This is a genomic window from Hymenobacter mucosus, from assembly GCF_900188255.1.
GTDB lineage: Bacteria > Bacteroidota > Bacteroidia > Cytophagales > Hymenobacteraceae > Hymenobacter > Hymenobacter mucosus.
Window position 1 is genome coordinate 394,673 of record NZ_FZNS01000005.1, and the last position, 26,306, is coordinate 420,978.

The window sequence follows — 26,306 nt, forward strand, 5'->3', positions numbered from 1 at the left end:
GCACACTACTTACGCTCGAGGCGGCTGCAATAGGGCTGCATGCACGCTAAACGCATACAAAGAGCCCGGGGCCATGTGGTACAACTCGGTGGGCCACTCGGCTGGGCTTGGCAAAAGCAGAAAGCGCAGGGTGGGTAGCATAAAGCTCACCATCACGCAGTCGTGGTGGTGCTGTTCCAGCGGAAGGCTGTGGTGGCCCTCGGCGTCGCGAGAGGAGTAGGGGTGCCGGCGGTGGTCGGAGCCGTGCGGGCCGTAGTGCAACACCAAGAAAGCAAGTGGCGAAAGGTGCCCACCTGCTAGGGCGCGGTGAAAACGGTAGTGCTCCAGCAACTGGGGCAGCTTGCCCAGCTCGGATAGGTCGCTCTGCGGAATCAGGCTACTGATCAGCATAAGTACTCCCAGAAATAGCGACACCACCGATTTCATGGCGGCAAAAATAACTTCGCAGCGGAGGAGTTGTGTTATAAAAAGAGGATAAAGCTGAAATTTGGAAACATTATGAATTCAGACGAGTCTTAAAGCTGCTCTGGAGCGGCCAGGGCTGCGTAGTCTACAACTAGGTGGGGTTCTTAGTTATGACAGTAGTAAATAGTTGATCAAGAGGATTTTGTGTCTGCATGCTGGCGGTCAGGGAAAAACTAGCAAAGTTCTAATGTGCATGCCTACAACCAGGGCACTGCCCAGCGCGTAGAGTCAGGGCTTGTGGCCGAGCTACGTAGGCCGACCAAGCTCTTTACTATGCTAAAATGGATTTTTGGGCTGGCAGCCATCCTGCTTGGGCTCACGGCCCGTCCCGCCGCCGCGTACTCTGTTCTAACTCACCAAGCCAACGTCGACTCCTGTTGGCAGCCGTGCTTAGTGCCACTCTTGCAACAGCGCTACCCCGGCGCTACGGAAGACCAACTCAATGAGGCCAAGAGCTATGCCTACGGTGGGTCCATTATTCAGGACATGGGTTTTTACCCATTTGGCTCCGAGTTGTTCACCAACCTAACTCATTACGTGCGTACCGGTGACTTCGTCCGCAACATGCTCGACGAGGCACACGATCGGAATGAGTACGCTTTTGCCCTGGGTGCCCTAGCGCATTACGTGGCAGATATCAAGGGCCATCCGGAAGGTACCAACCGGGCCATGCCCAGCGTGTACCCCGATCTGAAAGCGAAGTTCGGCAGTAACATCACCTACGAGGAAGCCCCTATTCAGCACACCCAGCTAGAGTTTGCCTTCGATGTAGTACAAGTAGCCGCCGGCCGCTACCGCACCAGCGACTACCAGCGCTACATTGGGTTTCAGGTGAGCAAGCCTGCGCTAGAGCGCGCCTTCCAGAAAACGTATGGGCTGGAACTGGGCCAGATCATCTTCAATGTAGACCTGGCTGTTGGCTCTTTCCGGTTTGCGGTGCGCCAGCTTATTCCCATTGCCAGCCGAGCAGCTTGGCAATCCCAGAAAAAAGAAATTCGCCGGCTTAGCCCCCAAGCGCGCCGCCGCGAGTACATATACAAGGAGAGCGAGCGGGAGTACCGCAAACGCTACGGTACTGGCTACGAGCACCCAGGTACGGGCGCCCGCGTTCTGTCTTACTTTGTGCGTGTGCTGCCTAAAATAGGCCCCCTGCGTCCGTTCGCTTTCAAATTGCCTACACCAGAAGCGCAAGAACTATTTAAAGCCAGCTTCCGGTCCGTGATGCGCAACTATTGCACAATTATAGAGAAAGAGCCCCGAGACACGGCCACTGTTAGCACCCAGCGCCTACCCAATACCGATTTTGATACAGGCAAACCCACCAAGCTCGGCGAGTATGCCTTAACAGATGAAACCTACGGTGAACTGCTACGCAAGCTGGCCGACAAAGACTTTGCGGGTCTCACACCGCCCTTACGCGAAAACATCTTGGCTTTCTTTAGCGGCCCGGCCCGTGAGCCTGTTGATGAAGATGAAAAAGAAGCAGCTAAGCGTAAGGAAACGATAGAAGCACTGAAAGAGCTTCAAGCTCTACCGCAGCAGTAACACGTACATGCACCGAGGGCCGGGCATGCAGCGTAACTACTGCGTGCCCGGCCCTCGGTGCATGTATAGATTTTACTACTCTACGGCCTAGCGGTGGCGGTATGGCTTGTAGGCACGGTAGATAGGACGATGTACGATCTGTTGGCCTTTCATCTTAGCCCGCACCGTGGGCATGAGACGGTTAAACGGACTAGCTTGAGCAGTAGAAGAGGCAGCAAGAGCAGTAGTTACTACCAATACAACTAACAAAAACAGGCGGTAGAATGAGCCTTTCATAAACAGAGCGTGAAGAGGATTGCAGTAGGAGAGTGAAGCTTTTTTGGCAAACCGGTAAGCCCGTTCGCCGTATTTGTGATTCAAACTTACTGGACAGATATAGCCGTTTTCAGCTATTTCGGTCGGTGCGGTGCCAATCTCTTCTAATGGTACTATTTCCTAGGTGAATAAAAATAACAGGCGGCTACCAATCCCCTTTAGGATTAGTAGCCGCCTGTTTAGCTAGTAGACTGCGTATTGCCCGATTGAAGCGTAATACTACGCTTGCTTATTGATTACTCGCCCTGCTGAACGAGGCCGCTGCTGAGGCGGCGCAATACTATTTCAGCTTGTTTGGCCTGGTAGCGAATATCAAGCAGCCGTACTTCAGCGTCGAGCTGGGTGCGTTGTGCTACCCGAAGGTCTAGAGGGGTGAGCAGGCCTAGGCGGTAGCGTTCCAGGGCAATAGCTACGTTTTCGCGGGCCAGCAGAATGTTACCTTCTTCCAATTCTAGTAGTTGCAGGCGGTTCTGATACTGAGCATATGCCTGCTCCGCTTCGGCATCGAGCTGCAGTCGGGTCTGGTCGAGGGCTAGGCGACTTTGCGCCTCGGCAATGCGGGCGTTCTGTTCCAGACGGGTGCGGTTGAACCCATCAAAAATTGGTACTGAGGCAGCAACGCCATAATTCGGTCCGTACACCCGGTTAACGTTGGAGCCTAATACACTACCAGTAGCTGTATTGATGAGGAAAGCATTATTGATGTTACGGTTTAGTCCGTAGCCGCCTACTAAGTCAACCTGTGGAAAACGGCTGGCGCGCACTAGCTTGCGGTCAAACGTGGCTACTTGGGTGTTAATCTTGGCTTGCTGCAAGCGCGGATTGCTTTGACGAATGGCTTGCCCTACTGTGGTTCGGTCGAGGGTGCGGGCTACCACAATGGAGTCAGCCGGCAGAAAATCAATGCTTGGTGTGCGGCCTAGTAGATTATTGAGATTCACCTTAGCCGTTTTCAACACTTCCTGCTGCTGCACCAATAAGGAGCGGTCGGCATTATAATCGACGCGGGCGGTGAGTACTTCCACCTTAGCGGCCACGCCTACATCCACGCGGGCCTGGGTCAGATCAATACGAGCTTGCCCAATTTTGAGGGCTTCCTCTAGAGAGTTGATTTTGCCAGCTTCCCGCACCACGGCATAGTAGGCATCCATGATGTTGGCTACCGTTTCCTCCATCGTAGCTCGGGTCAACTGCCGCTGGCTTTGTTCCAGTGCGCGCAGTCGGTCGTAGGCGATAAACATGCCCAACCCATCGAAAATGGTCCAGTTGGCCGTTACATTGGTGTTCAGCGCATTTGCCCGCCCCCCGTTGATAACAACCGGGTTAGACTGTTCCCGCTGCTGTCGGGTGTTGTTGACGTTGAACGTGCGGGTAAAATTGCCAGCTACCGTGGGTAGCTGCCCGGCGTTGCCCCGGGTGACATTGTTTTCCGCAATGCGCACATCCTGCTGCGAAAGGCGCACATCGTAGTTATTCTCTATCCCAATACGGATGGCTTCGGCCAAGGTAAGCTGAGGGGCAGAAGCCACTGTTTCGGGCTTTTCCGTTTGGGGCTTCGACTGGGGCTTTTCAAGTGGTGGGGCCGTGGGCTGGGTGGGTTGCTGGGCCCATGCTGCCAGGGGGCTAGCCAGTAGGCAACAAACAAGTAGGCGGAAGCAGAGCATTCTGAAAGGAAACAACTTCTTAGGAGTAGCAGGAGCGGAAAACGGTAGTTATTAGGCAGCTAAGGCCTCTTGTTTCTTCTCCACCTTCTGGCTGTGCTTTTTGGCCGTGGCGAAGTAAGAGTACATAACCGGCACCACGTACAGCGTGAGGGCGGTGGCGAAGAACAGGCCGCCTACTACCCCAATACCCATGGCCCGTCGGCTTAGAGCGCCCGCGCCCGTAGCAACGGCAATGGGTAGGATGCCCAGAATGGCGCACAAGGAGGTCATCAGAATGGGACGGAAGCGGGCAGTAGCGCCCTCAATCAGGCCCGTCATGTAGTCTTTGCCGTTTTCTACCTGCTGGTTGGCAAATTCCACGATGAGGATACCGTTTTTCGTAACCAAGCCCACCAGCATGATAATGCCAATCTGAGAGAACAGGTTGAGCGTCTGGTTGAAGTACCACAGGCTAAGCAACGCGCCCGAAAGCGCCAGCGGTACCGTCACCATGATGATAACGGGGTCGCGGAAGCTTTCAAACTGTGCCGCCAGTACCAAGTAAATCAGTACAAGCGCTAGGCCGAAAGCAAATACCAGAGAAGAAGAGCTTTCCTGGAAGTCGCGGGAGGCACCAGATAATTCGGTGGAGAAAGTATCATCGAGGGTTTTGTCGGCCAGGGCCTGCATGGCGGCAATACCGTCGCCGAGGGTACGGCCAGGAGCAAGAGCTGCTGAGAACGTAGCAGAGTTGTAGCGGTTGAAGCGGTAGAGCTGGGGAGGCGTGCTGCTTTCTTCCAGGCGAATCACGTTGTCAAGCTGAATCAGCTCGCCATTGGCATTTTTCACGGATAGCAGGCGCACGTCTAAGGGCTGGCTGCGGTCTTCCCGCGCTACCTGCCCGATAATCTGGTACTGCTTGCCCTCCCGAATAAAGTACCCGTAGCGCTGCCCACTCAGGCCCGACTGTAGCGTTTGGCTGATGCTCTGCACCGACACGCCCAGGCTTTGCGCCTTTTCCCGGTCGATGTTTACGCGCAGCTCGGGCTTGTTGAACTTCAGGTTCACATCCACAAACTGGAACGTGGGGTCTTGGCGGGCAGCATCCAAGAACTTTGGTACGGCCGTGCGCAGCTTATCAAAATCCTGAGTCTGGATTACGAACTGCACCGGTAGGCCTCCGCCTCCACCACCTATACTCTGATCCTGGGACACGGAGGTACGAGCGGCCGTGAGCTTCTTCACTCCACTGCTTAGCTTATCGGAAATCTGCTGCTGGCTAACCTTGCGCTCATCCGCATCGAAAAGCAACACGCGGGCGTTACCCGAGTTAGAACCGCCACCAAAGCCCGGCGACGTCACGGCAAATACGCTACTCAGGTTTTTCTCCCCGGCCGTATCCATAGCCAGTTTGGTAAGCTGGGCCATGTAAGCATCCATGAATTCGAAGGAAGCACCTTCGGGGCCGGTAGCATTGATATTTATGCGGCTACGGTCTTCCACTGGGGCTAACTCCGAAGGAATAGTTTTCATGAAAAACCAGATGCCCACGCCCGTGCCAGCTACTACCAGCCAAGCCATCCACCGGTTGCGCAAGAAGGTTTCCAAACTGTGTTGGTAGCCCCCAATCATCCTCTCGAAAAAAGGCTCCGTTTTGCGGTAAAACCAGTTGTGCTTTTCTTGGCGCTTGAGCAGCACCGAGCACATCATGGGCGTCAAAGTCAGCGACACGAAAGCTGAAATCAATACCGAGCCAGCCACCACAATGCCAAACTCCCGGAACAAGCGGCCCGTGATACCCGTGAGGAACACTACCGGCAGGAACACCGCCGCCAGTACGATGGTAGTGCTGACAACGGCCATGAGAATTTCCTCGGAACCCTTGATGGCGGCAGTTTTGGGGTCCTCGCCCTCTTCGATGCGGGAGTAAATATTTTCCAGCACCACAATAGCATCGTCTACTACCAGACCAATTGCCAACACCACGGCCAGTAGCGTGAGCACATTGATGGAAAAGTTCATCAAGTACATCACGAAGAAGATACCCACCAACGACACTGGAATGGCAACCACCGGAATGAGGGTAGAGCGCCAGTCGCGCAGGAAGAGAAAGATAATAATTACTACCAGCACGAAGGCCTCAATGATGGTATGCTCTACCTCATTGATGGATTTGCGGATAAAGACTGAGTTGTCGAAGCCCGGCTTGAGCACTAAATCCTTGGGTAGATCCTTGCCGTAGAGCTCAATACGCTTATTGAACTCATCAGCAATGTCAATCTGGTTGGAACCCGGCTGCGGAATAACGGCCAAGCCAACCATTGGCACGCCGTTCACCTTAAAAATCGTCTGGTCGTTTTCAGGGTAAAGCTCCGCGTACCCGATGTCGGACAAGCGCACCAAAGACGAGGCGTCTTGCCGAATAATCAGGTTGTTGAAGTCCTCCACGGAGGTAAGGCGGCCCATGGTGCGGAGGGTAAGCTGGGTGGCTTCGCCTTGCACCGAGCCGCTAGGCAGTTCTACGTTTTCGCGGGTAAGAGCTGCTTGCACGTCCACGGGGCTTACACCCAGCGCCGACAGCTTCACGGGGTCTAGCCAGAGGCGCATCGAATACTTCCGCTCTCCATACACCCGCACTTCCGATACGCCCGGAATAGTTTGCAGGCGCTCCTTCAGGGTATTGTTGGCGTAGTCCGTCAGCTCCAGCAGGTTGCGCTGGCTAGAACTGAGGTAGGTCATCACAATGGGTTGAGAGTCGGCGTTGGCCTTGCTCACTACTGGCGGGTCAATGTCGCGGGGTAGGCGGCCCTGAGCCCCCGACACTTTGTCGCGCACGTCATTGGCGGCCGTTTCCAGGTCGGCATCCAGGTCAAACTCTACCGTAATCTGAGTACGGCCGTCGCGGCTGTTCGACGTGAGGTTTTTGATACCCTGAATACCGTTCAGCGCTTCTTCCAGCGGTTCTGTTACCTGGCCCTGCATTACATCGGCAGAGGCACCAGTATAAGAGGCCGATACAGTAATGATGGGTGGGTCTACGCTCGGATATTCCCGGACGCTGAGGTAGCGAAACCCAATCACCCCGAAAATTACAATGACCATACTCATCACAATGGCGAGTACTGGCCGGTTAATACTAGTGGAGGATAAGCTCATACGTTGTTTTCACGCAGTGATTCGCGGTGGGAAGCCTACTACGCAGCAGCACGGCGCGCACCAGCATAAAGCACGTGTACGCCCGCTGACTCGCCGCAGGTAGGGTTGTATTACTTAGTGACGCGTACGGCGTCACCAGGTTTAACCTGGAGGATACCAGTACGGATAATTGAGTCTCCAACGGCGACGCCTTCAGTAATCTGGATCAGGCGTGTGGAGCGCACGCCAATCTTCACCTTCTTGGGCACCATCTTGCCTTGCTGCACAGTGTACACATTGTAGCCGGCAGCCTCGGGAATAACCGCCTCAGTGGGTACCTGCAAAGCCTCTGACGTTTGGCCGAGTTGCAGGTTAACCTTCACAAAGGCACCGGGGCGCAATTCATTGTTGGTATTAGCGTAGCGGGCGCGCACCGTTTGGGTGCGGCTCACGGGGTCAATCTGCGGGTCGAGGGCGTACACCTTAGCTTCGTACTTCTTGTTGGAAGCCTCGTCGGTGACGGTGATGGGGTCACCGGTACGCACTAGGTTAGAGAAACGGCTAGGCACGGTGAAGCTGATTTTCACCGGTTTCACACGCGAAAGGGTCGTGATTTCGGCCCCGGGGCTCACATACGTACCTACTGTAATCGTCGATAAACCCAGGACCCCATCAAAAGGCGCCCGGATGTAAGCCTTGGTGAGCGAAGCGCGCAGAGCCTGCAAATCGGCCTGAGCCGTCAGGAGTTGATTGTTGGCCTGTTCGTATTCCTGGGCGCTGATGTATTCCTTATCCAGAAGGGTGCGCTGGCGCTTCTCCTGGTCGCGGAAGAGTTTGATATTGAACTCCTGCTTGCGCAGCTGAGCCTGAATTTCGTCGGCATTAATGGTCAGCAGGAGCTGGCCTTTGCGTACCGGTTGGCCTTCCCGAATGTTGAGGCTAGTGATTTTACCCGAAATTTCGCTTTTCAGTACTACCGATTCCTCGGCCAAGATGGAGCCCGTAGCGGCTACTTCATCAGCCAGGCTGGTAGCTTTCACTACGTACACTTGCACCGGCAGCTTCTGCCCACCGCCTTTACCGCCCGCCCCGCTGGGTGCGCCTTTGCCGCCGCCTGCACCCCCTTTGCCGCCGCCTTTGGCCTCCGCATTTTGGGAAGGGAAGTACTTCATCTTCACGAAGACAAGTGCACCAATAATACCAAGCGTAACCAGCAGCCACAGGATGCGGCGGCTAGCCCCGCCGGAGCGTTGAGGGGTAGGGCTAGCGGTAGTAACTTCCAGATCTTCTTGTTCTTGAGTTTGCATGCAAGCGAGAGGGTGGGCGCCCGGTAAAATAAAATCCGTCCGGGGGCAGACGGGCAAAAGTCCACAACGCTAACCAGCGAATTTGGGTTTACTTCGCAAGCAAGGTTGGGGGGAAACAATGCGGTTAAGACACAAAAAAAGCCTGCGGGTTGCAGGCTTTTTAATGGAAGTGAAGCACTGAGCCGGTAGAAAGAAGAGTAACTTCCCTTTCTCTCTGCCTACTCAAGGTGTCACTACATGGCTTTCTGGTTGATATAGCTTTTAGCTAAGTCGTTGAGCTTGGTGTCCGTCAATTGCTCTTCATCCAGTGTCTGACGCAGAAGCTGAGCAGCTTCGTCGTAGCCCAAGCGCTCAGCGTAGTGAGCAGCCGTGCCGTAGCCTGAAATTTCGTAGTGCTCAATACGCTGGGAAGCAGCAATGATGGCCGCATCCATTACTTCGTCGGTAGCATTTTCCGACAAAGTTTTTTGGCCCTCTTTTACGAGGCCTTCCATTGCCTTGCAGGTTTCGCCGTCCAGATCAATGTCCAGCGACTTGCCAATGCTCTCAAGGCGTACTATTTGTTGCTCGGTTTCTTGCAGGTGGCGCTCAATGCCAGCGCGCAGGCGCTCATCTTTTGCAGCAGCAGCCATTTGGGGTAGTGCTTTTACCAGTTGGTTTTCGGCACTGTACAGGTCTTGCAATTCGTGTTGGAATAAGTCTTCCAGGGTTTCTAATTTGTCGGACATAGCTTTTTAGGTAAGAGAATGGGTGGAACGTAGCTGAGTGCCGCTAGGGCCGCCAAGCCTTTGTCCTTACGGGTAGCTATCCTGGTAGGTTGATATAAAAAATTAGTTTTTTGCTAGTGTTGAGCTTGTTTAGCCACATCGTACCCGACCGGTTCCCCGTATCAGGTACGTATGAAAACTGCCGCTCCCTCACCCAAAACCGAACGTAATTTCTTTCAGGACGTGCATGAGGTAGTGCGCCTGATACCAACTGGCCGCGTGAGCACCTACGGAGCAATTGCGCATTACCTCGGAGCCCGCCATGGTGCCCGCATGGTAGGCTACGCGCTCATAGCTGCGGCCCCGGCATTGGGCCTAGAGAACGTGCCGGCTCAGCGGGTAGTAAACCGCAACGGCCTACTCACGGGCCGTCATCACTTTGCTACCCCCACGGCTATGCAAGAAGCCTTGGAGGCGGAAGGCGTACGCGTGGAAAACGACCAAGTAGTGGAATTCAAGAAGCTGTTCTGGGACCCCGCTACGGAACTGGAATAACACGCCTTGGCGGGTAAAGGCCAACTTACAGGTGCTTGCTGAGGTAGGTACGCCAACCGGTAAAAACCAAGCGGGGCTGCTTCAGAGTAGAAGCAGCCCCGCTTGATTCATAGCCGAATCGGGAGTAGGTAAAATAGCGAAAGACTAGATAGAAGACTTCTGCAGGCGGTAGGGCGAGGGGCGGCTGCTCACCATGCTCAAGATAGCCGAATGCACTTCTTCTGGGCTAGCGTTTTTGAGCAGGTAGCCATGAGCGCCTTCTGAGCGCAGGCTGTCAATTAGCTCTGGCTCGTCGTGCATGGAAATGATGATGGTGCGCACCTGGGGATACTGTACGCGTAGAAGCCGTACGGTTTGCAGGCCATCCAATACGGGCATTTGCAAGTCCATGAGCAGCACGTCAGGTACGAGGCCCTGGTCGAGGCGCTCCAAGGCTTCTTGGCCGTCGCCGGCTTCGAAGAGGACTTCCATGGTTGGGAAGCCGCTGATGAGGGCGCTTAGTCCCTTCCGAAAAAGGATGTGGTCGTCCACCACAGCTAAGCGAATTGCAGGTGTGTTCATGCGTAAGAGGGGGTAGCAGGCTGATTTTTAGAAAGATAAGGGATAGGTAAAGAAATCCAAACCCGGCTCCCCTGCCCCGGCGCCGACTCGTGGCGCAGGCCCCCCCGCAATACGGCTACTCTACTGCGGAGGTTGGTGAGTCCCAGGCCGGTACGATTTCCCGGAAGGGGAGGCTGGTCGGTGGCAGTTGGGTCGAAGCCCACGCCATCATCAGCGTAATACAATGACAGCGTATCGACCCCAAACTCCACCTGAATGTCGATGTGTGCCGCGTGGGCATGGCGGAGCCCATTGCCAAGTAGCTCCTGCACCACCCGATACACAATTAGCTCGTAGTGAGAATCGAGGCGACGGGGGGTGCCGTGCTGCTCAAGGGTAATATGCGTGGGGCCATCGGCGGGCATGGTGCGGGCCAGCGCATCAAGGGCAAAGGGCAGCCCAAACTTTTGCAGGGCTGCTGGCAATAGGTTCCGGGATATACGACGCACTTCCCCAATTGCCTGGTCGAGGAGTAGGGATGCCTCTTGAGTTAGCTCAGGTTGGGCCAGTGTACTCAAGTGAAGCTTAACAATAGCCAAGGTAGTACCCACTCCATCGTGCAGGTCGCCGGCAATGCGCCGCCGCTCTTCCTCCTGAGCTAGTAGGGCCGCTTCTAGGGCTTGTTGTTGCGCCATTTCCCCCATTTCCCGCATTTGTTCCTGTTGGCGTAGCAACCGGCGCTGGTAGCGCAGTACGAAGGCTACTATGCCCAAGGCAAGGAGCAGCAGCACTGGAGTAGCCAGTAAAACGGGAAATAGCCGACTGTCCATACGGTAGAGTACCCCTGCTGCTAGGAGAATAAATAGTCGGCTGTAAATGAACGTCTGCTTGACATAAGCGACAGAATAGCACTCTTGCTTTTAAAACGGTTTCTTCCGTGAATGTCTGCCCATACCAGCCACCTGCGCCTCAGCTATTTTGTATAACTGAGCCTGCATGCTAGAGTATAATCAGTGGAAGAGGGTAGTAAAATAAGGAGAATAGCTTGGAACATCCATATACTGAGTTTTTTCTGTGGCCTCACTTGCTTTCCTACGCGGCTATGCTGGTTGCCTAAATGTGCAGCGGTAGGTAAGCTGAAGTAGTAAAACGCTCAGTTGAGGGCAGAGCTTAACAGTTGAAAAACAAGCCTATAAAAGAGCTACTGCCTCAGAGAGACGAGCGACCAGCTAGAGGCTATACTCTATTCTTCATCTGAATATGCAGCATCATCTTCATCGTCCAAATTTTCGAAAACTTGGTCAATAGCCGATTCAGCGGAGCGGAGTTTCTGCTTGCAAAGGCGAATCAACTCAGCGGAACGCTGCACGCGGGCCGTGAGGTCGTCTACGTCTACAGCATCGGTTTCCAGAGCGCGCAGAATGGTCTCTAGCTCTTCAATGGCTTGGCGATAGGTAGTGTTCTGAGGCATGAGAGTAAAGCAAAAACTTAGGGGCGAAACAGCGGAAGCTGCCCGCCAATACGGGCAGGAACGACAGCGTCGGGTAGGCGTAGTAGCACTTCGTCGCCGGCACGTAAGGCTTTGATGATGGGCTTGCCAGTAGGAGTGAGCAGGCGCACTGTGCCCACGGGACCAGTAGGCATTGCCTCCAAGCGGGCTAACCGCAGGGCCGCCGCGTGCAGCAGGCGCTGAGTAGCAAGCTGTAACTGGTAGCGCCGGTGCAGAAGCTGTTCCCGCCGCCGCCGATGCAGATGGCGGAAGCGGCGCGCCAAGGCGCGACCCAGCGTACGCAACCGGCTTTCCTGCTCCCGGAGCCCGCGCCGCGCGGCCCGGTGCAACTGGTGTCGTCGCCGCGACAACTGCTGCTCGAGTTGGTGCAATTGGGCGCGAGGAGCAGCCGCAGCTACGCGAATGCGGGCGTGCAAGGCGTCGCGCTGCTCCTCTAGTTGCTGGCGAGCATGTTGGTGCGCCCGTCGTGCCAGGCGGCGTAAGTGGTCCTGAGCATCTTGTACCCGGCTTAGTGCCAGCTCACGAATACGGCTACCGTAGCCATCGAGGGCGGCCTCTAAGCGCGCTAGGCGCTCAATAAGAAAGGCGGCCACGGCCGTTGGGGTCTTTAGTGCAGTATGGGCAGTAAGGTCTACTACCGCCTCGTCGCGCTCGTGACCAATACCAGTGAGTACCGGCAATGGGAAAGCTCCAATGGCTGCTGCCAGCCCATAGTCGTCGAAGGCTAGCAAATCGGTTTTGGAACCCCCGCCCCGGATAACTACTACCGCATCAAACTGGCGTCGGCGGGCTCGAATGGATGCTAGCGCTGCCCGAATGCTGGCAGGGGCATCGTCGCCCTGCATGGTGGCCGGAAATAAGGTAAGAGCGAAATCGTAGGGTGCCTCTCGCAACTGCTGCACAAAGTCCTGCCAGCCCGCCGCCGTGGGCGAAGAAATGACCGCCACGCGCTGCACCCCAATAGGTAGTACGAGGCGGCGCTGGCGCTCTAGCAACCCCTTGGCTTCCAGCTTCCGCAGTGTTTCAAGGCGCTGGCGTGCTAAGTCACCCACGGTATACGTAGGGTCAATGCTCAGCACATCCAAACTTAAGCCAAATTGCTCGTGAAACTTCACTTGTACCCGCAGCATCAACTTGAGGCCAGGGCGTAGGGTAAGGCCCGTATGTTCCTCGAAAGCAGGGGCGAGCTGCTGGAAACGCTGGCTCCAGATGGTAGCGCGCGCCTGGGCCTTCAGCTGGGCACCGCGGCCCGTGGTATGCTGGTCAGTGAGGGTGAGGTAACAATGGGCGCCGTCGAAGCGAGGAAGGGTGAGGTCGGCAATTTCAGCTACTACCCAGTAAGAATCAGCAAACCGCTCACTTAGCGTTTGCCGCACGCGCGCCAGTAGCTCGGCTAGGGGCAAAGCGGCAGGTGGAAGAGCGGAGAGCCCTGGTTCTGGGCGGCGGTTGTACAGAGGCGGCATGTGGGTGCAAGTTACGCAGAAGGCAGGCATGGGCACCACAACCCAGGACGAAGGAAGGGCAATGATACCAGACGACGACGACACGCCCGCTACCGTACGCAGGGCCTAGTGTGCTAGGCGCTAGTGGCGCATTCAACGCGGATAAGCAATGCAACGTCCCTGGTAGGCAAACGTCTTTGCGGTCCGCAAACGGCCATACGAGAGCACAAAGCTGAACGTAGCCCCCGCGGATTTTGTGTTTACCTTGCTTCCCATTCCATTCCCCTAATCCATTCCTTTGCATGAAAAACCGTAATAACCTGACGCTGGCCACCGTGGCAGCTGCCGGTTTGGCCCTGGCTGGTTGTGCTTCCAGCAAAACGGCGACTCCCACCGCTGCCGCCACAACCGCACCTGCTCCGGCCGCCCCAGCCCAGGAAGCTACTACCCCAGGCGTAGGCATCAGCGTGGCCAATATCGACCCCTCGGTATCGCCCTGCGACAACTTCTTCCAGTACGCCTCCGGTAGCTGGCTTAAAAACAACCCTATTCCAGCGTCGGAAGTACGCTGGGGCTCTTTCAATTTGCTGGCTGACCAGAATAACGCTGTGATGCGGCAAATTCTGCAGGAAGCAGCAACCAACACCTCGGCGGCGAAGGGCACCAACGCCCAAAAAGTTGGGGACTACTACGCTTCCGGTATGGATACGGTGGCTATTGAAAAAGCCGGCTTGAAATACCTCCAGCCCGAGCTAGCCCGCATCAACGCTATCAAAGACTTGAAAGGCGTGCAGAATGAGTTGGTGCGTCAGCAGCTGTATGGCACCGGTGCCTTTTTCTATGTGGGCGTGGGTCAGGATGAAAAGAAAAGCACTGAGTATGCCGTGCAGTTCTATCAGGGCGGCCTCAGCTTACCCGACCGTGACTACTACTTGAAAGACGATGCCCGCTCTAAAGGCATCCGCTCGGCATATACCACTTACCTCACCAACACCTTCAAGCTGTTGGGCGACAGCCCGGCCGCAGCCGCCAAAAATGCCGCCACGGTGATGCGCTTGGAGACGCGCCTGGCCAAAGCTAGCCGTACCCGCGTGGCCCTGCGCGACCCCCAGGCTAACTACAATAAAATGACCGTGGCCGAGGCCAATAAGCAGTTCCCCAACCTGGGGCTGACGGCCATGCTGCCCGCCATGAAGCTGGGCGCGGCTAAAACGGTAATTGTAGGCCAGCCGGAGTTTTTCAAAGAGGAAAGCACCATGCTTAAGCAGGAGCCAGTGGGCGACCTGAAAACCTACCTGCGGTGGCACATGGCTTCCTCTCTCACGTCGGCGCTGCCCAAGGCGTTTGGCGACGAGCAGTTCCGCTTTTCGCAGGTACTCAGTGGTGCCAAGCAGCAGCAGCCCCGCTGGAAGCGCATGAATGCCGCTACCGACCGCGCCCTGGGTGAAGCCTTCGGTCAGCTCTACGTGGACAAGGCTTTCACACCCGACACCAAGGCCAAAGCAATGACGATGGTGCAGAACATTCGGGAAGCCATGGGGGAGCATATCCGCAAGGCTGACTGGATGAGCGAAACCACCAAGCAGGAGGCGCTGAAAAAGCTGAACGCCTTCACCGTAAAAATTGGCTACCCCGACAAGTGGAAGGACTACTCGGCCCTGAATATCTCGCGCGAGTCGTACTTGCAGAACGTACTGGCGGCTCGCAAGTGGGCCATCATGGACAACAACAGCAAGTTTGGTAAGCCCATCGACCGTGCTGAGTGGGGCATGACGCCGCCCACGGTAAATGCTTACTACAATCCGCCGATGAACGAAATCGTGTTCCCGGCCGGCATTATGCAGCCCCCGTTCTTCGACCCCAAGGCCGATGACGCGGTAAACTACGGCGGTATGGGCGCCGTGATTGGTCACGAAATCACCCACGGCTTCGATGACCAAGGCCGTCAGTATGACTCGGAAGGCAATCTGCGCGACTGGTGGACCAAGGAGGATGCTGCCAAGTTTGAGCAGCGCGCCGATATGGTAGGGAAGCAGTATTCCGCTTTCTCACCTCTCGACTCCGTGTTTGTAAACGGGAAGCTGACCATGGGTGAAAACCTAGCTGACCTCGGGGGGTTGAACATTGCTTACTCAGCCCTGGAAAAGCAACTACAGAAAACTTATGGCAACGGAGCGCGACCTAAGTTCGATGGTTTTACCCCCGAGCAGCGCTTCTTCCTGGCCTGGGCTCAGATCTGGCGTACCAACGCCCGCCCCGAGTACCTGCGCCAGCAGGTAATGACGGACCCACACTCCCCCGCGCAGTTCCGTACGAGCGGGCCGCTAATGAACATGCCCGAGTTCTTCGAAGCCTTCGGCTGTAAGGACGACGCCAAGATGGTGCGCGCTCAAGCCGACCGTGCCAAAGTATGGTAGTCTAAGCACGCAGCAGATGCTACTACACCCAAAAAAGGCCGATCCGCATGTGCGGATCGGCCTTTTTTGGCGTAGTACCTACCCACCTACTTACTTTACTTTATGCAAACCATCTTTCGCCTGCTCAGTGGCCTTGTATTAGGAGTGACCCTGCTGACTGCCTGCAAACCCAACTTGGAAGAACAGCTGCAAAATCCTCGCGTGGGGGATGTATATGTAGTGCAGTTTCAGCCAGTGAATACTCAGCTGCAACGTTACTACTTTTACCAAGTAGCGGCCGTGCGGCCCGATGCGGTAGACCTGCACCCAGCCCGCCAAGAAGCCACTGATGCCCAAGCAAGTACCGCCGCGCCCAATTTCTTTTCTGATAATACTCTTACCTACACCCGGGCGGAGGCGCTAGAGCTATTGCAAGAGCAGCCCGGCGACGTGCAGCATACGCGCTTAGTGCAGGTGCGCAGTGCCGACTAGCTGGCCTAACCAACCTGCTACTTCACGACGGTTAGCTTGATGTCGACGTCCTTTTTGGGCCACTGGTCGGTGTCTACGGGTTCGTTGGCAATCTTGTCGATGACGTCGAAGCCCTCTACTACCTCCCCAAACACGGTATACTGCCCATCAAGTGAGGGTGTGCCTCCCACAGTAGCGTATGCCCGCTTTTGCTCGGGAGTGAGTTGGCGGCCAGCATTGGCCTGAGCTTGGTCAGGCGTCAGCTTTTGCCCCTGCACAATGTAGAAGTCGTGGCTGGAGGAGAGGTGCCCTGGGTTTTGCTCGTCGTCGTAGCGGGCCATGCCCAGGGCGCCGCGCTTATGAAAATGGCGAGTAGATATTTCAGGAGGGAGGCGGTAGCGGCTTAGCTGAATGGTGAAATGGTCGGACGTGCCTCCCTGAATGGCAAAGCCTTTCACTACTCGGTTGAACACAGTCTGATCGAAGTAACCTTTGCGCGTCAGCAGCAGAAAGTTGGCGGTGTGTAATGGGGTGTCATCATACAGCCGAATGCGCATATCGCCGTGGCGGGTGTGCATAATCAGTTCCTGACCAGGATACTGGCGCCCATAGTCAGTAAGCAACGTGACAGCATTACTGTCGGCCAACGATGTGAGGGCGGGCCCTGGGGCCGTGGGAGGCGGGAGCGCAGTGCTTACATCTGCAGTTTCCGGCTGGGTGCGGTTGCAGCCAACGAAACTACTTAGAAGACCTACGAAGAGAAAAAAGCGAAGCTGGGTAGGAAGCATAGTGCGGGATATTACTGGCTGGGGCCAAACGCAAAAAGGCGGCTGCCCGCGTGGGCAGCCGCCTCAAACATAACAGCTAGCAACTAATCAACGCCATTGCGTAATTAAGCTGCGTTGCCGCTGTGTATTACATCTTGATACCCATTTTTTTGGCGATGTCCATAAACATCTGGGGGTCGTAATCATCGGCACCGGGCGAGTTGAGCTGGGGCTCCTCTTCTAGTACGGGGTAAGGCACGCCCTCAAAACCACCCTGAATTACTTCCAGGGGCTGGCCGTCCTCGGGGTGAGTACCATTCCAGATGATGCCCGCTTGCTTGTAGTCGTCGGGGCTGAAGGTGTACAACTTCAGGTGTAGCTTCTGCTGGTCCTGGAGCTTTTTGGCTTCGGGGAAAGCATCATTGCTTAGCTCTGGCACGGGAACCAGCTTGCTTACTTCTACACCCGTTAGCTTTTCTAGTGCTTTGGCATACGCCACTACGTGCAACCCACCGCGTACCAGCAAGTAGCCTACCATGGTGCGGGCGCAAGGGTCCGATACCATTTCGTACACTCGCATTTTATTGGCACGAGCACCGCATTCCAGGAAGAAGTTGTGCAGCAAGTCTAGCTTTAAGTTGCCGCTGCTGTGCACGTACTGGCCAGTCCAAGGGTTACCCATGGAATCGTATGGTACGGCTGTTTGGGCACTGCTGAGGAAATGGTAGCTGTTGCGCGCATCAGCTACGCCCGCCAGTGGAGCTGGTACGGGGTCTTTGCCCCGGGGCGTTTGGCCGGTTAGGAGCAGGTTGATAGCGTATGATACGGCCTCAATGTGGCTATATTCTTCGGCAGCAATGCTGCAGGTAAGATCGTAAAAGGGGCGGAGGCGGTTTCTGCCACGGAAATTGAACGACTGGAATGTGTAGTTCATCAGCGTCGACATCTCCCCATACTTGCCACCTAGCAACTCCTGAATAGCAGCAGCATCGTTAGGTGAAGGGTTTTTAGGCTTGGGCAGCTCCACGGCTAGCCGGTCATACCGTAAAATCATAGCAATTGCTGTTGAGGTTGAAAAAGTGCTTTCGCCCGTCGTTCCGGGGCGCAATTTCTAACGTCAGAATTGCAGACTAGTTGAGGTACGCCCAAATCTTGTTGAGGGTATATACTATTAATTATGAGATAGTTATTGAGCGCAGTCGGCCGTTGATATAGCACTTAACCGGCACTAGCCTACCCGCTAGTGAGCTGCGGAGTCAATACGATACACAAGGTGAATAGTGTCATTAATAATTAGATACTAGCTAGAAAAGAATGACTTACAGTTAGAAATCCGTCAGCAAGGCACAAAAAAAGGTGCGCCCCTCGGCGCACCTTCCAATTGCTGTTTCTCCTGATCAGCTTACCAGCCTGAGCCGCTTGGGGTATCCCAGCCGTCGGAGGCAGGTTTTTTCTTTTTAACGGGCTTATCCGTTTTTACTTTCTCTTTCTGAGCTGGAGCCGCTGCCGGTTTCGATTTTACTTTCACCTTGGTAGTGCCTGCTGGTACGGGCGGTGCGCCAGGAATGGGAGAGGCAGCCGGGGCAGCTTCTTCCTGGATTGGGGCCATGTCGGTGGCAGCGTTGATGAGGTCGGGACGTTCTACCGCTTTTTCCTTTTGCAACGCAAGGAGTAGTTGCTGATCTACCAGTTCGTTCTTGCTCCAAGCCTTCAGTTCCACATCCATCTTTTCCTTCTCTTCCTTGGATGGCTTCTTTGCTAGCATCCCATCAAGGTCAGGGCTACCGGCATCCTTCCAGGCAGTCAGCCACATAGAAGCTACCATAGTGGGGGCTAGCTTGAGGCGGAATGCTACTTGGCCACCTACCTTTTCGTGGTAGGAGTCAGCGAAGGCATCTGAGTACGCACGGCGGGTTTTGCCGTACTTATGGCTGAACACGTACTTGGTTTCTGGGGTGTAGCGGCGCGTTATAGCTTCTTCTTGGTCGAAGGTGTCGCCCAAGAAGCCGTACGACTCCTGCACTACCTGCCAAATTGCCGCCTGGGGGTCTTTCAGGTACTTTGCAGGGTCGCAATCCAGTTTATACTTGGCAATGTGGCGCTCTGGGAGCTTACTTTCCCACAGAGAGTGAAGCCCTTGCTGGTTGGTTAACTGCCCGTCGTAGTTCTCCGTGGTGTGCAGCGGTACAAAAGCATCCCCAATGTAGTGGCCCAAGTCGGCGGAAAGGTTGATAATGGCTACTGTGTCGCGCTTCTTGAAGGCTTCGGTTAGCTTTTCCTTAATCTCTACCACCGTCCATGGCACGGTACCGTACTTGTGCAGGGTATCGGCGGTGTACTTGGCCGTGGCCTTCTCCCAGGCTTTGGGCATGGCGCCGAAGGGGTCCTCACCGAAGTGGTCCATGTCGATGAAATGCTTGCTTGCCTCGCTTGGGTCCTGGTCGCGGCGCTCATCGGGGGCAGTACTGAGCTTCACTAGCTCGCCCATGTGCCGGTAATAGAAGCCCCGCATGGAAGAGGGTAGGGCGTATACGGCTAGCTGGGCGATAGTACGGTGAGCAAAAAAGCCCCAGCCCGGCGACAGTAGCGGGCATAGCAGCACAATGAAAAGCGTGAGAAACAGTTTTTTCATAGCAACAAGAGAAATCCGCAGACCGCGGGTCCGTAAAGTTCGGAAATTGTTGCGTATCAAGTACCAAATCCGGTTTAACACTTGCGGTACTGCTGTACTATTCCAAGTAGGCTAGATGGCCAGCAAGTGGAGGAGGAGCGCTTGCTTATAGATGTGTACTAGGTGTAGCCCGCCAGTGCTTGGCTGAGCGCGTAGCTTAAAAGCAAATAGGCTACTTTGCCTGCTCTCACCTTCTTCTGCTGAAAAGACGTGCCCAGCATTTCCCGCAAGAAACTCAACTACACCATTCAGCCGCCCCTGCGCGAGTACCTGCACCGCTACGACCGAGAAATCGTGCTACCTGTGTCGTACCGCGACTTGCTGCACATCAGCGGCGCTTTTCCGCTGACTGACCGGCAGGGGCGCGATACGCTATGGGAAACTGTGTTTTACGAGCCCCAAACGCTACGTGAACTCAGCCAGGGACTTGCTGAAGTATATGCTCTGCTAAAAACGGCCGGCGACTTATCATTCACAGAGCACCTACTAGCCGACCGCATTGACTACTGCCGTTTCGGAAATAGTAATCCGTTTCGGGTGCGCATTGTCAATCAGCTGAACGACAACTACGACTACTTTTATATCAAGCAGGCCGATGCGTCTCGGGTGTATGGGTTAGAGCTAGAGCACCTGCTCTCTCCCAACCGCCTGAGCTACTTGGTGAGTGGTGATACGCTGGTGGAAGAGCACATAGCCGGCGTGCCCGGCGACGATTTTATTCGGACCCGGTTGCCCAAGCTGCAATTCAACCAAGTACGCTTGGCCAAGGAGTTTGTGAAGTTTAACGAGCGGTGCTTTGCTCGCCTACTTGGGGATATGCGCTCCTACAACTACGTAGTAGACATCACGCCCGACTTTGAGGATGAGCAGTACCGCGTGCGAGCCATTGACTTCGACCAACAGAGTTACGAGGGCCGCAAGTCTATGTACTTGCCTCAGTACTTCAAGGACAACCGCCCGGTAGTGGATTTGTGCAGCCGTTTCCTCAAGCCCGAGAGTATTCGGCAGTACCAAACCGAGGAGCGGGTGCTCATGCTGCGCCGGGTGCGCTTGGAGCGCTACCGCCTCAAAGCCCTCATGGACTGCATGCGAAGAGATGACCTAGCCCCAACAGAAAAGCTGCAGCAGCTTCGTCTGGAGCTAAACCACCACCACGGCACCACTAAGTTCGACCACTGCCACACCATGGGCGATATGGTGCGCCTGAACTTGCAGTTGATGCTGAGCCCCTTGGATATCCGGCAGCGGTAGGACGCTGGCTTAAGCCGAAGCGGGCGCTACTTGGTGGCGGTCTAGCAACTCAGCTAATTTCTGGTAAATAAACTCCGTGGCCTGCTGGCGAATAGCGTCGCTGGAGCCATCAAACTGCTGCCGGTATTCGTGAGCGTGCTCCAGGAACAGAATCGTGACGAATACCGTGCCCACGGGCTTATCGGGCGTTTCTGATTGCCCCGGCCCGCACAAGCCCGTCACGGCCACGCATACATCGGCCTTAGGCAAGTTCTTGTGCAAGCCCAGTACCATCTCGTTGGTAGTTTGCTGGCTTTCAGCGGAGTAGGTATCGAGGGTAGCTGGTTTAACCCCCAGTAGCTGCTGCTTGGCATCGGTATGGTACGTAACGACGGAGCCGAGCAAGACTTCACTCACGCCTTCTGCCGGAGCTAGCTGGGCTGCTGCTAGGCCGCAGGTGCAGCTCTCGGCCAGGGCTAGCGTGAGCTTGTGCTTGATAAAGTCTTTGATGAGAGCAGTAGGGGCAACCTTTTTCATAGCGAGGGATAAACAGCGAAGTCCCAACAGTACGCGCGATGCAAGAGCATGGGTATAGCTCAGCTTACGAAGTAGTAGGGCTGATTTGTAGTATAAAGCAGATGATCAGCAGGTTATAAAGAATGAGTTGGGCTGCTAAGGCGAAAGTTTTCTGCAAATAGCCTTATTGTATTCGCTCTATTCTTGCCGGTATACTACTCCTTGCTTCATCACAAAGCGCACCTTCTGCATGGCTCCTATATCCTGTAGCGGGTCGCCCTCCACCGCCACTACGTCGGCGAGCTTGCCTGGCTCTAGCGTCCCCAGGGAAGAACTCTGCCCGAGTAGTTCGGCGGCGTGTACGGTGGCACTGCGCAGAGCTTGCAGCGGCGGCATGCCGGCTTCCACCATGTAGCGAAACTCCAGAGCATTCACTCCGTGCCGGAATACGGCGGCATCGGTACCAAACGCAATTTTTACTCCTGCTTTGTAAGCCCGCCCAAACGTTTCTTGGAGCTTGGGCCCGATGGCTAAGGCCTTGGGTGTCACCAGGGGCGGGTAGTAGTTTGGGATTTTGGCAGAGTCTGCCACCGATTTGCCGGCTGTGATAGTGGGCACGTACCAAGTGCCGTATTTCTTCATTAGCTTCATGGTCTCGTCGTCCATGAGGGTGCCGTGCTCAATGCTGGTCACACCCGCCCGAATGGCCCGTTTCATGCCTTCCGCTCCGTGCGCGTGGCAGGCTACTTTGAGGCCAAGGTCGCGGGCGGTTTCCACAATGGCCCTGATTTCCTCTTCCGTCATTTGGGCGCCGCTTCCATCCTTCGCCACGCTCAGAACCCCGCCCGTGCTGGCAATCTTAATGAGGTCGGCGCCACGTTTGTACTGTTCGCGCACAGCCTGCCGGCACTGGTCGGGGCCGTTGGCTACGCCTTCACTAGGGCCCGGAATGCCCATTAGGTCTTGGCGGTACCCATTGGTGGGGTCCATGTGGCCGCCGGTGCCCGAAATAGCCTTGCCTACGGTAAAGATGCGCGGCCCCACTACTTCGCCCCGGGCTACCGCATTGCGTAGGGCCAGGTTTACCCCCGAGCCACCCAAGTCGCGCACGGTGGTAAAGCCAGCCATGAGTGTCAGGCGCGCATGGCTAAGGGAGCCGAATGCCACATCGGCGGGATTCTGGGTAAACTCCTGCAAAAATTGGTCTTTGCTGGTTTCGCCTTCCAAGTGCACGTGGCAATCGATGAGGCCAGGCATCACCGTGCGGTTCTTCAGGTCAATAACCTTGTCATTCCCAGTGGTAGGGGCAGTGTAACCACGCTCCACGGCTACTACCCGGCCGTTTTCCACCACCAGGGTCATCTCCGGCTGCAGGCGGTCCTGGCGCATATCCAGCAGGCGCCCGCAGTGCATATAGGTTTTTTGCGCTAAGGCCGGCGTGGTTGTCAGCAGGGAGAAGCCTACCCACATGGCGGGGAGTAAGCACAGGCGGGTACAGGTAGCAAGCATATGTAGCAAGTGAAGAGGAAGTGATAGGGCGGAAGATACAACGGAAAAAAACGCTGCATGCAGCACAAAACCCCACCGAATACGTACCTTCCGGCCAGCGGCCCGGCGGCCGTTTGCGTACTCGTTATCTTTTCACTTCCTTCTCTTATGGCTACGCCCGAAGAATTCGAAGCCGCTGCCCAGCGTGCTCAACAGCTCCCTAGCAAACCTTCCAACACTGTGCTGCTCCAACTATATGCCTTGTATAAGCAAGCCTCCGAAGGCGACGTAACCGGCGACCGGCCGGGCGGTTTCGACTTCAAGGCCATTGCTAAGTACGACGCTTGGAGCGGCCTGCGCGGTAAGGCCCAGGATGAAGCCCGCCAAGAATACGTAGAGCTGGTGACTTCCCTGTTCCAAAACGCCTAGTTGGCACTAGCCCGCCACTACAAAGGCCCGCTTCCAGCAGTTGGAAGCGGGCCTTTATGCTATGTATTGAGCTGGCATCTAGCCTAGCGGCTGGGCTCCAGCATCGGGAGCAGCCGGGGGCGGGGTGGGCTTTGCCGGAGCGGCGGGCGTAGGCAGGTCGAACGCTACGGCGTTGTGCTCAAAGTGGCCTTTGTGGGAGCCGTCGCAGAAGGGCTTGTTAGACGAGAGGCCACAACGGCAGATGCTTACCCGCTCGCGGCCACCTAGGCCGTAGGGCTGGCCTTGGGCGTCCACAATTTCGAAATCTGTGCCCTCTACGCGAAGAGAGCCGTTGCTGAGAACAGTGAGCTTAGTAGCCATGAGATGCGGTGCTGGTAGAAGATATGATGGATGCAAAAGAAAGTAGGAAGCCCAGCCGGAAGTAGCATATAGCCAGGCTTACTTGAGCCAGAAGAATGCTGTACGACTGCTTAGGCGTGCAGCTCCTTACGTAGTACGTAATCATTCATCCAGTAGGGGCCAATGGGAATATCTTCCTCCCGGTGCTGCTGGAACCCCAGGTGCTCATAGAACGCCAGCGCCGGGTTGTGGCGGTTTACGTTCAGCTCTAAAGTATGGCCGCCAGCTTGGCGCACGGCTGCCTCCACGGCCCGCACCAGATGTTGCCCGAGGCCTTGCCCTTGGTGAGAGGGTAGCACATAAATCTTGTGCAGCTTGTAAAGGCCATTGGTAGGCTGGGCGGAGAAAGAGGCGTACCCACTGGCTTCATCCTCAGTGTAGAGGAGCAGGAAGGTGTGGCCCTGTTCCGTCATTTGCCGAGTGAGCGAAGCCGGCGTGTAAATCACCCGGTACATGTACTCAATTTGCTCCCGCGAAATGATGAACCGGTAGGTAGGTTCCCAGGTAGCTTCAGCTAACCCAATGATGGTGGGAATGTCCGCCAGCGTAGCGGGTTGGATGTGCAAAGAAGCGGCGGCAGAAGCTGACATAGCCTGCAAAAAACGGTATAATTTAACGTAAAACCGAACCCTAATCGGGCTTGGCTTCGTTTTTGGGCCGGATATTGCCTGTTCTGCTAGACGACAGCAACTGCGTTTGCCGTTGTACTTCATTCACCCACCCTTGCCACATGAAACATTTCCTGCTTTTACTTACTGCTGGCCTGTTTACTGCCTCTGCCGCCTTTGCGCAGCAAACTCCCCCTGCTTCCCGGCCCCGCACCACCACCACGAGCAAGACCACTACCACGAGCAAAACAACGGCCTCCGTGGAGCGCGACTTGCGTGACTTCAGTGACTGGGTAAACGCTAAGCTAGATCAAGCGGAAGTAAGTGTACGACGTGAGATGCCCCGTATTACCGCCGAGTACGACCGGCAGAGCAAGCGCCTTGACCAAGCCGTGGATAGCCTATCAGTAGAAGGGAAACGGGAATACGCCACGCAGAAAAAACGCTATGCCAACTGGTCGGCGCGTCAGGATAGCCTCAATAAAGCAGCCCGGCGCCCCGAAACAGTTCAGCAAAGCCAGCGCCGCCTGCTTGGTGAAGATGTCGTCATCAGCCGGGCGCGGGCCACGGAATTACCTGACCTCTACTTCCGGCTGGTAGAAACCATGCGTACCGAGCGCAAAAACTGGACGCAGACCGACTGGAGCGCTGCCAGCGCCGTATTAACCAACCTGAACGCCCGCTACGAACAGCTCCGCGACCAACTCCCACTGGAAGAGCGCCTGCGTATTCGGAGCCTACAGGGTGAGTTCCGGACTTTAGAGAAAGCGCGGGACGTAAAAGACGTCATGAACGAATAGGCAGGCTGGTAGTACTTCACTAGCTCTTGGTAGAAAAAAGCCCGCTGGTTTGCCGTTTAAGTGCGCAAAGCCAGCGGGCTTTTTCTGTCCGGCACGTTACAGCGGGATGGGCCCGTGCTGGGAGCGGTACTGTAGGCGCAGCCACTGCCACGCCGTGGGCACATCATGAAACAGCTGAATAGGAAGGTATTGCTTTACCCGCTCAAAAAACTGAATGCTAGCCAGCTGGTTGTGCATGTCGGGCGAGAAAACATAGGCTATGGCTCGTAAGCCCTCCCCGGTGGCATCAGGTAGCCACTCGTATTCCAGCCACGACATGGCTTCGCTCCAGTCGCCGGTGGCATGGCTTTTATCATTGAGCAGGAGTGGATAATGCAGAACACTTTCATACGTAAGATAGCCTTGGGCGCCAGTTATTACCTCGCGGCTAGTAAGATTGCCGTACCAGGTGGCATACATCAACTGATGGGTAGGGACCTGCTCCAGCTTTACTAATAGGCGGCCGTGCGAATCTAACAGCGTGCCTAGGGGCTGCAGGGGAATGGTATGCATTGGGAGGGGAGAAGTAGGTTATAGTAGTGCGTTGGTTGTAAGGAGTATATATATCTAATATAGGTATTTATATGCCACCACCTAGGGAAGCAGCATCGTTCCGGAGGAACCGTTACTTTTGCATCCCCCAATCCTTTTTCTCGTCTTCCGCGCTTCACTCATGCATATTGCAATCGTCGGCAACATTGGCGCCGGCAAGACCACGCTGGCCAACAAACTGGCGCATCATTTCAACTGGGAGGTGTTCCTGGAAGATGTCGATCATAATCCTTACCTCAAGGATTTCTATGACGACATGCCCCGCTGGGCGTTTCACTTGCAGGTATATTTCCTCAATAGCCGTTTTCGCCAAACCCAGCGCATCAAAGAGCTGCAGCAGGCAAGTAAAGGCGTCATTCAGGACCGCACTATTTACGAGGATGCCCACATCTTCGCGGCCAATCTGCACCAATCGAGTCTGATGGCGGAGCGGGATTACCTGAATTACCTGGGCTTATTTGAGTCCATGATTAGCATGGTAGAGCCCCCCGACCTGCTGCTTTATCTGCGGGCCGATCTGCCGAAGCTGGTGTCGCAGATAGAAAAGCGCAACCGCGACTATGAGAACAACATCAAGATTGAGTACCTGCGCAACCTCAACGAGCACTACGAGCACTGGATCAGCAACTACAAGCATGGTAAGCTGCTCATCGTTGATGTAAACAACCTTGACTATGTGCACAACCCCGAGGATTTGAGCGTTATCATCGAGAAAATCAACAGCACCTTGTTCGGGCTGTTCTAAGCAGCTTACATGTAGCGACCAGTAGGTAACT

The 26,306-nt window shown here is 55.5% G+C and carries 26 protein-coding genes; 8 read left to right on the plus strand and 18 right to left on the minus strand.

The window, feature by feature from the left end:
• Positions 1–9: 9 nt before the first annotated feature.
• Positions 10–426, minus strand: coding sequence for a hypothetical protein (locus CHB83_RS14345; RefSeq protein WP_052695473.1), 417 nt, complete (start codon positions 424–426; stop codon positions 10–12).
• A gap of 312 nt (positions 427–738) precedes the next feature.
• Here CHB83_RS14345 and CHB83_RS14350 point away from each other — a divergent pair, with 312 nt between their 5' ends.
• On the plus strand, positions 739–2,010 hold the full coding sequence (locus tag CHB83_RS14350; protein WP_045689943.1) for a zinc dependent phospholipase C family protein: 1,272 nt from the start codon (positions 739–741) through the stop codon (positions 2,008–2,010).
• Between the two features lie 87 nt (positions 2,011–2,097).
• Here the strand turns inward: CHB83_RS14350 and CHB83_RS14355 are convergent, their stop codons facing one another.
• The 5 genes from CHB83_RS14355 to CHB83_RS14375 all read right to left on the minus strand — a co-directional run bounded on the left by CHB83_RS14355 (position 2,098) and on the right by CHB83_RS14375 (position 9,138).
• Positions 2,098–2,286 (minus strand): hypothetical protein, encoded by a 189-nt coding sequence (locus CHB83_RS14355; RefSeq protein WP_089333117.1) that lies wholly within the window; start codon positions 2,284–2,286, stop codon positions 2,098–2,100.
• A gap of 275 nt (positions 2,287–2,561) precedes the next feature.
• The gene (locus tag CHB83_RS14360) at positions 2,562–3,989 is read right to left on the minus strand and encodes a TolC family protein (protein WP_089333118.1); all 1,428 of its coding nucleotides are present in this window, start codon (positions 3,987–3,989) and stop codon (positions 2,562–2,564) included.
• A 51-nt stretch (positions 3,990–4,040) separates the two neighbouring features.
• Positions 4,041–7,124 carry an efflux RND transporter permease subunit gene (locus CHB83_RS14365; RefSeq protein WP_089333119.1) on the minus strand — a complete coding sequence of 1,028 codons (3,084 nt, stop codon included), beginning with the start codon at positions 7,122–7,124 and terminating at the stop codon, positions 4,041–4,043.
• 110 nt (positions 7,125–7,234) lie between these two features.
• Entirely contained in the window at positions 7,235–8,410 is a 1,176-nt protein-coding gene (locus tag CHB83_RS14370) for an efflux RND transporter periplasmic adaptor subunit (RefSeq protein WP_089333120.1), read from the minus strand.
• A gap of 233 nt (positions 8,411–8,643) precedes the next feature.
• A complete protein-coding gene (locus CHB83_RS14375) occupies positions 8,644–9,138 on the minus strand; it encodes a YciE/YciF ferroxidase family protein (protein WP_045689931.1) in 495 nt (164 codons plus the stop codon).
• A gap of 171 nt (positions 9,139–9,309) precedes the next feature.
• Between CHB83_RS14375 and CHB83_RS14380 the strand changes: the two genes are divergently transcribed.
• Positions 9,310–9,672, plus strand: coding sequence for an MGMT family protein (locus tag CHB83_RS14380; RefSeq protein WP_089333121.1), 363 nt, complete (start codon positions 9,310–9,312; stop codon positions 9,670–9,672).
• A gap of 144 nt (positions 9,673–9,816) precedes the next feature.
• Here the strand turns inward: CHB83_RS14380 and CHB83_RS14385 are convergent, their stop codons facing one another.
• From CHB83_RS14385 to xseA, 4 genes are all read right to left on the minus strand, one after another.
• On the minus strand, positions 9,817–10,233 hold the full coding sequence (locus CHB83_RS14385; protein ID WP_045689933.1) for a response regulator: 417 nt from the start codon (positions 10,231–10,233) through the stop codon (positions 9,817–9,819).
• Entirely contained in the window at positions 10,230–11,042 is an 813-nt protein-coding gene (locus CHB83_RS14390) for a sensor histidine kinase (protein WP_089333122.1), read from the minus strand. Before CHB83_RS14390 ends, CHB83_RS14385 begins: the two co-directional genes overlap by 4 nt.
• 413 nt (positions 11,043–11,455) lie before the next feature.
• Entirely contained in the window at positions 11,456–11,683 is a 228-nt protein-coding gene (gene xseB / locus CHB83_RS14395; protein ID WP_045689935.1) for an exodeoxyribonuclease VII small subunit, read from the minus strand.
• Between the two features lie 17 nt (positions 11,684–11,700).
• Positions 11,701–13,185, minus strand: coding sequence for an exodeoxyribonuclease VII large subunit (gene xseA / locus CHB83_RS14400; protein ID WP_179225537.1), 1,485 nt, complete (start codon positions 13,183–13,185; stop codon positions 11,701–11,703).
• A gap of 281 nt (positions 13,186–13,466) precedes the next feature.
• On the opposite strand from xseA, the gene CHB83_RS14405 reads away from it, so the two are divergent.
• On the plus strand, positions 13,467–15,581 hold the full coding sequence (locus CHB83_RS14405; RefSeq protein WP_089333124.1) for a M13 family metallopeptidase: 2,115 nt from the start codon (positions 13,467–13,469) through the stop codon (positions 15,579–15,581).
• Positions 15,582–15,683: 102 nt separating this feature from the next.
• On the plus strand, positions 15,684–16,052 hold the full coding sequence (locus tag CHB83_RS14410; protein ID WP_045686995.1) for a hypothetical protein: 369 nt from the start codon (positions 15,684–15,686) through the stop codon (positions 16,050–16,052).
• A 17-nt stretch (positions 16,053–16,069) separates the two neighbouring features.
• On the opposite strand, the gene CHB83_RS14415 is transcribed toward CHB83_RS14410, so the two are convergent.
• The 3 genes from CHB83_RS14415 to CHB83_RS14425 form a co-directional block, all read right to left on the minus strand.
• Positions 16,070–16,819 (minus strand): peptidylprolyl isomerase, encoded by a 750-nt coding sequence (locus CHB83_RS14415; protein ID WP_089333125.1) that lies wholly within the window; start codon positions 16,817–16,819, stop codon positions 16,070–16,072.
• A gap of 127 nt (positions 16,820–16,946) precedes the next feature.
• A complete protein-coding gene (locus tag CHB83_RS14420; protein ID WP_045686996.1) occupies positions 16,947–17,852 on the minus strand; it encodes a manganese catalase family protein in 906 nt (301 codons plus the stop codon).
• A gap of 348 nt (positions 17,853–18,200) precedes the next feature.
• Positions 18,201–19,430, minus strand: a complete 1,230-nt coding sequence (locus CHB83_RS14425) for a zinc dependent phospholipase C family protein (RefSeq protein WP_055562489.1) — start codon at positions 19,428–19,430, stop codon at positions 18,201–18,203.
• A 249-nt stretch (positions 19,431–19,679) separates the two neighbouring features.
• On the opposite strand from CHB83_RS14425, the gene CHB83_RS14430 reads away from it, so the two are divergent.
• Positions 19,680–20,720, plus strand: a complete 1,041-nt coding sequence (locus tag CHB83_RS14430; protein ID WP_045686997.1) for a hypothetical protein — start codon at positions 19,680–19,682, stop codon at positions 20,718–20,720.
• Positions 20,721–20,729: 9 nt separating this feature from the next.
• On the opposite strand, the gene CHB83_RS14435 is transcribed toward CHB83_RS14430, so the two are convergent.
• Both CHB83_RS14435 and CHB83_RS14440 read right to left on the minus strand, forming a co-directional pair.
• Positions 20,730–21,236 (minus strand): CinA family protein, encoded by a 507-nt coding sequence (locus CHB83_RS14435; protein ID WP_055562488.1) that lies wholly within the window; start codon positions 21,234–21,236, stop codon positions 20,730–20,732.
• 177 nt (positions 21,237–21,413) lie between these two features.
• Positions 21,414–22,724, minus strand: a complete 1,311-nt coding sequence (locus CHB83_RS14440) for an amidohydrolase family protein (protein WP_245855360.1) — start codon at positions 22,722–22,724, stop codon at positions 21,414–21,416.
• Between the two features lie 147 nt (positions 22,725–22,871).
• On the opposite strand from CHB83_RS14440, the gene CHB83_RS14445 reads away from it, so the two are divergent.
• Positions 22,872–23,132, plus strand: coding sequence for an acyl-CoA-binding protein (locus CHB83_RS14445; RefSeq protein WP_045686999.1), 261 nt, complete (start codon positions 22,872–22,874; stop codon positions 23,130–23,132).
• Positions 23,133–23,210: 78 nt separating this feature from the next.
• Here the strand turns inward: CHB83_RS14445 and CHB83_RS14450 are convergent, their stop codons facing one another.
• Together CHB83_RS14450 and CHB83_RS14455 are read right to left on the minus strand one after the other, a co-directional pair.
• Positions 23,211–23,492 carry a CDGSH iron-sulfur domain-containing protein gene (locus CHB83_RS14450; RefSeq protein ID WP_236705006.1) on the minus strand — a complete coding sequence of 94 codons (282 nt, stop codon included), beginning with the start codon at positions 23,490–23,492 and terminating at the stop codon, positions 23,211–23,213.
• A 110-nt stretch (positions 23,493–23,602) separates the two neighbouring features.
• Entirely contained in the window at positions 23,603–24,121 is a 519-nt protein-coding gene (locus CHB83_RS14455; protein WP_089333126.1) for a GNAT family N-acetyltransferase, read from the minus strand.
• Between the two features lie 140 nt (positions 24,122–24,261).
• Between CHB83_RS14455 and CHB83_RS14460 the strand changes: the two genes are divergently transcribed.
• Positions 24,262–24,939 carry a DUF6565 domain-containing protein gene (locus CHB83_RS14460; RefSeq protein WP_045687001.1) on the plus strand — a complete coding sequence of 226 codons (678 nt, stop codon included), beginning with the start codon at positions 24,262–24,264 and terminating at the stop codon, positions 24,937–24,939.
• Between the two features lie 96 nt (positions 24,940–25,035).
• Here CHB83_RS14460 and CHB83_RS14465 read toward each other — a convergent pair whose 3' ends face one another.
• A complete protein-coding gene (locus tag CHB83_RS14465; protein WP_052694897.1) occupies positions 25,036–25,491 on the minus strand; it encodes a hypothetical protein in 456 nt (151 codons plus the stop codon).
• Between the two features lie 160 nt (positions 25,492–25,651).
• On the opposite strand from CHB83_RS14465, the gene CHB83_RS14470 reads away from it, so the two are divergent.
• Complete coding sequence (locus CHB83_RS14470) at positions 25,652–26,275, plus strand: deoxynucleoside kinase (RefSeq protein WP_045687002.1); 624 nt, start codon at positions 25,652–25,654, stop codon at positions 26,273–26,275.
• Positions 26,276–26,306 lie beyond the last annotated feature (31 nt).

What these genes read in the sequence shown, in the direction of transcription:
- xseA (WP_179225537.1), bottom strand. Translation starts at nt 13,185, where the DNA reads ATGCCGCCTCTGTACAACCGCCGCCCAGAACCAGGGCTCTCCGCTCTT.
- CHB83_RS14450 (WP_236705006.1), bottom strand. Translation starts at nt 23,492, where the DNA reads ATGGCTACTAAGCTCACTGTTCTCAGCAACGGCTCTCTTCGCGTAGAG.
- CHB83_RS14360 (WP_089333118.1), bottom strand. Translation starts at nt 3,989, where the DNA reads ATGCTCTGCTTCCGCCTACTTGTTTGTTGCCTACTGGCTAGCCCCCTG.
- CHB83_RS14465 (WP_052694897.1), bottom strand. Translation starts at nt 25,491, where the DNA reads ATGCATACCATTCCCCTGCAGCCCCTAGGCACGCTGTTAGATTCGCAC.
- CHB83_RS14460 (WP_045687001.1), top strand. Translation starts at nt 24,262, where the DNA reads ATGAAACATTTCCTGCTTTTACTTACTGCTGGCCTGTTTACTGCCTCT.
- CHB83_RS14410 (WP_045686995.1), top strand. Translation starts at nt 15,684, where the DNA reads ATGCAAACCATCTTTCGCCTGCTCAGTGGCCTTGTATTAGGAGTGACC.
- CHB83_RS14435 (WP_055562488.1), bottom strand. Translation starts at nt 21,236, where the DNA reads ATGAAAAAGGTTGCCCCTACTGCTCTCATCAAAGACTTTATCAAGCAC.
- CHB83_RS14355 (WP_089333117.1), bottom strand. Translation starts at nt 2,286, where the DNA reads ATGAAAGGCTCATTCTACCGCCTGTTTTTGTTAGTTGTATTGGTAGTA.
- xseB (WP_045689935.1), bottom strand. Translation starts at nt 11,683, where the DNA reads ATGCCTCAGAACACTACCTATCGCCAAGCCATTGAAGAGCTAGAGACC.
- CHB83_RS14370 (WP_089333120.1), bottom strand. Translation starts at nt 8,410, where the DNA reads ATGCAAACTCAAGAACAAGAAGATCTGGAAGTTACTACCGCTAGCCCT.
- CHB83_RS14420 (WP_045686996.1), bottom strand. Translation starts at nt 17,852, where the DNA reads ATGATTTTACGGTATGACCGGCTAGCCGTGGAGCTGCCCAAGCCTAAA.
- CHB83_RS14375 (WP_045689931.1), bottom strand. Translation starts at nt 9,138, where the DNA reads ATGTCCGACAAATTAGAAACCCTGGAAGACTTATTCCAACACGAATTG.
- CHB83_RS14385 (WP_045689933.1), bottom strand. Translation starts at nt 10,233, where the DNA reads ATGAACACACCTGCAATTCGCTTAGCTGTGGTGGACGACCACATCCTT.
- CHB83_RS14470 (WP_045687002.1), top strand. Translation starts at nt 25,652, where the DNA reads ATGCATATTGCAATCGTCGGCAACATTGGCGCCGGCAAGACCACGCTG.
- CHB83_RS14440 (WP_245855360.1), bottom strand. Translation starts at nt 22,724, where the DNA reads ATGCTTGCTACCTGTACCCGCCTGTGCTTACTCCCCGCCATGTGGGTA.
- CHB83_RS14425 (WP_055562489.1), bottom strand. Translation starts at nt 19,430, where the DNA reads ATGAAAAAACTGTTTCTCACGCTTTTCATTGTGCTGCTATGCCCGCTA.
- CHB83_RS14390 (WP_089333122.1), bottom strand. Translation starts at nt 11,042, where the DNA reads ATGGACAGTCGGCTATTTCCCGTTTTACTGGCTACTCCAGTGCTGCTG.
- CHB83_RS14405 (WP_089333124.1), top strand. Translation starts at nt 13,467, where the DNA reads ATGAAAAACCGTAATAACCTGACGCTGGCCACCGTGGCAGCTGCCGGT.
- CHB83_RS14365 (WP_089333119.1), bottom strand. Translation starts at nt 7,124, where the DNA reads ATGAGCTTATCCTCCACTAGTATTAACCGGCCAGTACTCGCCATTGTG.
- CHB83_RS14345 (WP_052695473.1), bottom strand. Translation starts at nt 426, where the DNA reads ATGAAATCGGTGGTGTCGCTATTTCTGGGAGTACTTATGCTGATCAGT.
- CHB83_RS14455 (WP_089333126.1), bottom strand. Translation starts at nt 24,121, where the DNA reads ATGTCAGCTTCTGCCGCCGCTTCTTTGCACATCCAACCCGCTACGCTG.
- CHB83_RS14350 (WP_045689943.1), top strand. Translation starts at nt 739, where the DNA reads ATGCTAAAATGGATTTTTGGGCTGGCAGCCATCCTGCTTGGGCTCACG.
- CHB83_RS14380 (WP_089333121.1), top strand. Translation starts at nt 9,310, where the DNA reads ATGAAAACTGCCGCTCCCTCACCCAAAACCGAACGTAATTTCTTTCAG.
- CHB83_RS14445 (WP_045686999.1), top strand. Translation starts at nt 22,872, where the DNA reads ATGGCTACGCCCGAAGAATTCGAAGCCGCTGCCCAGCGTGCTCAACAG.
- CHB83_RS14415 (WP_089333125.1), bottom strand. Translation starts at nt 16,819, where the DNA reads ATGCTTCCTACCCAGCTTCGCTTTTTTCTCTTCGTAGGTCTTCTAAGT.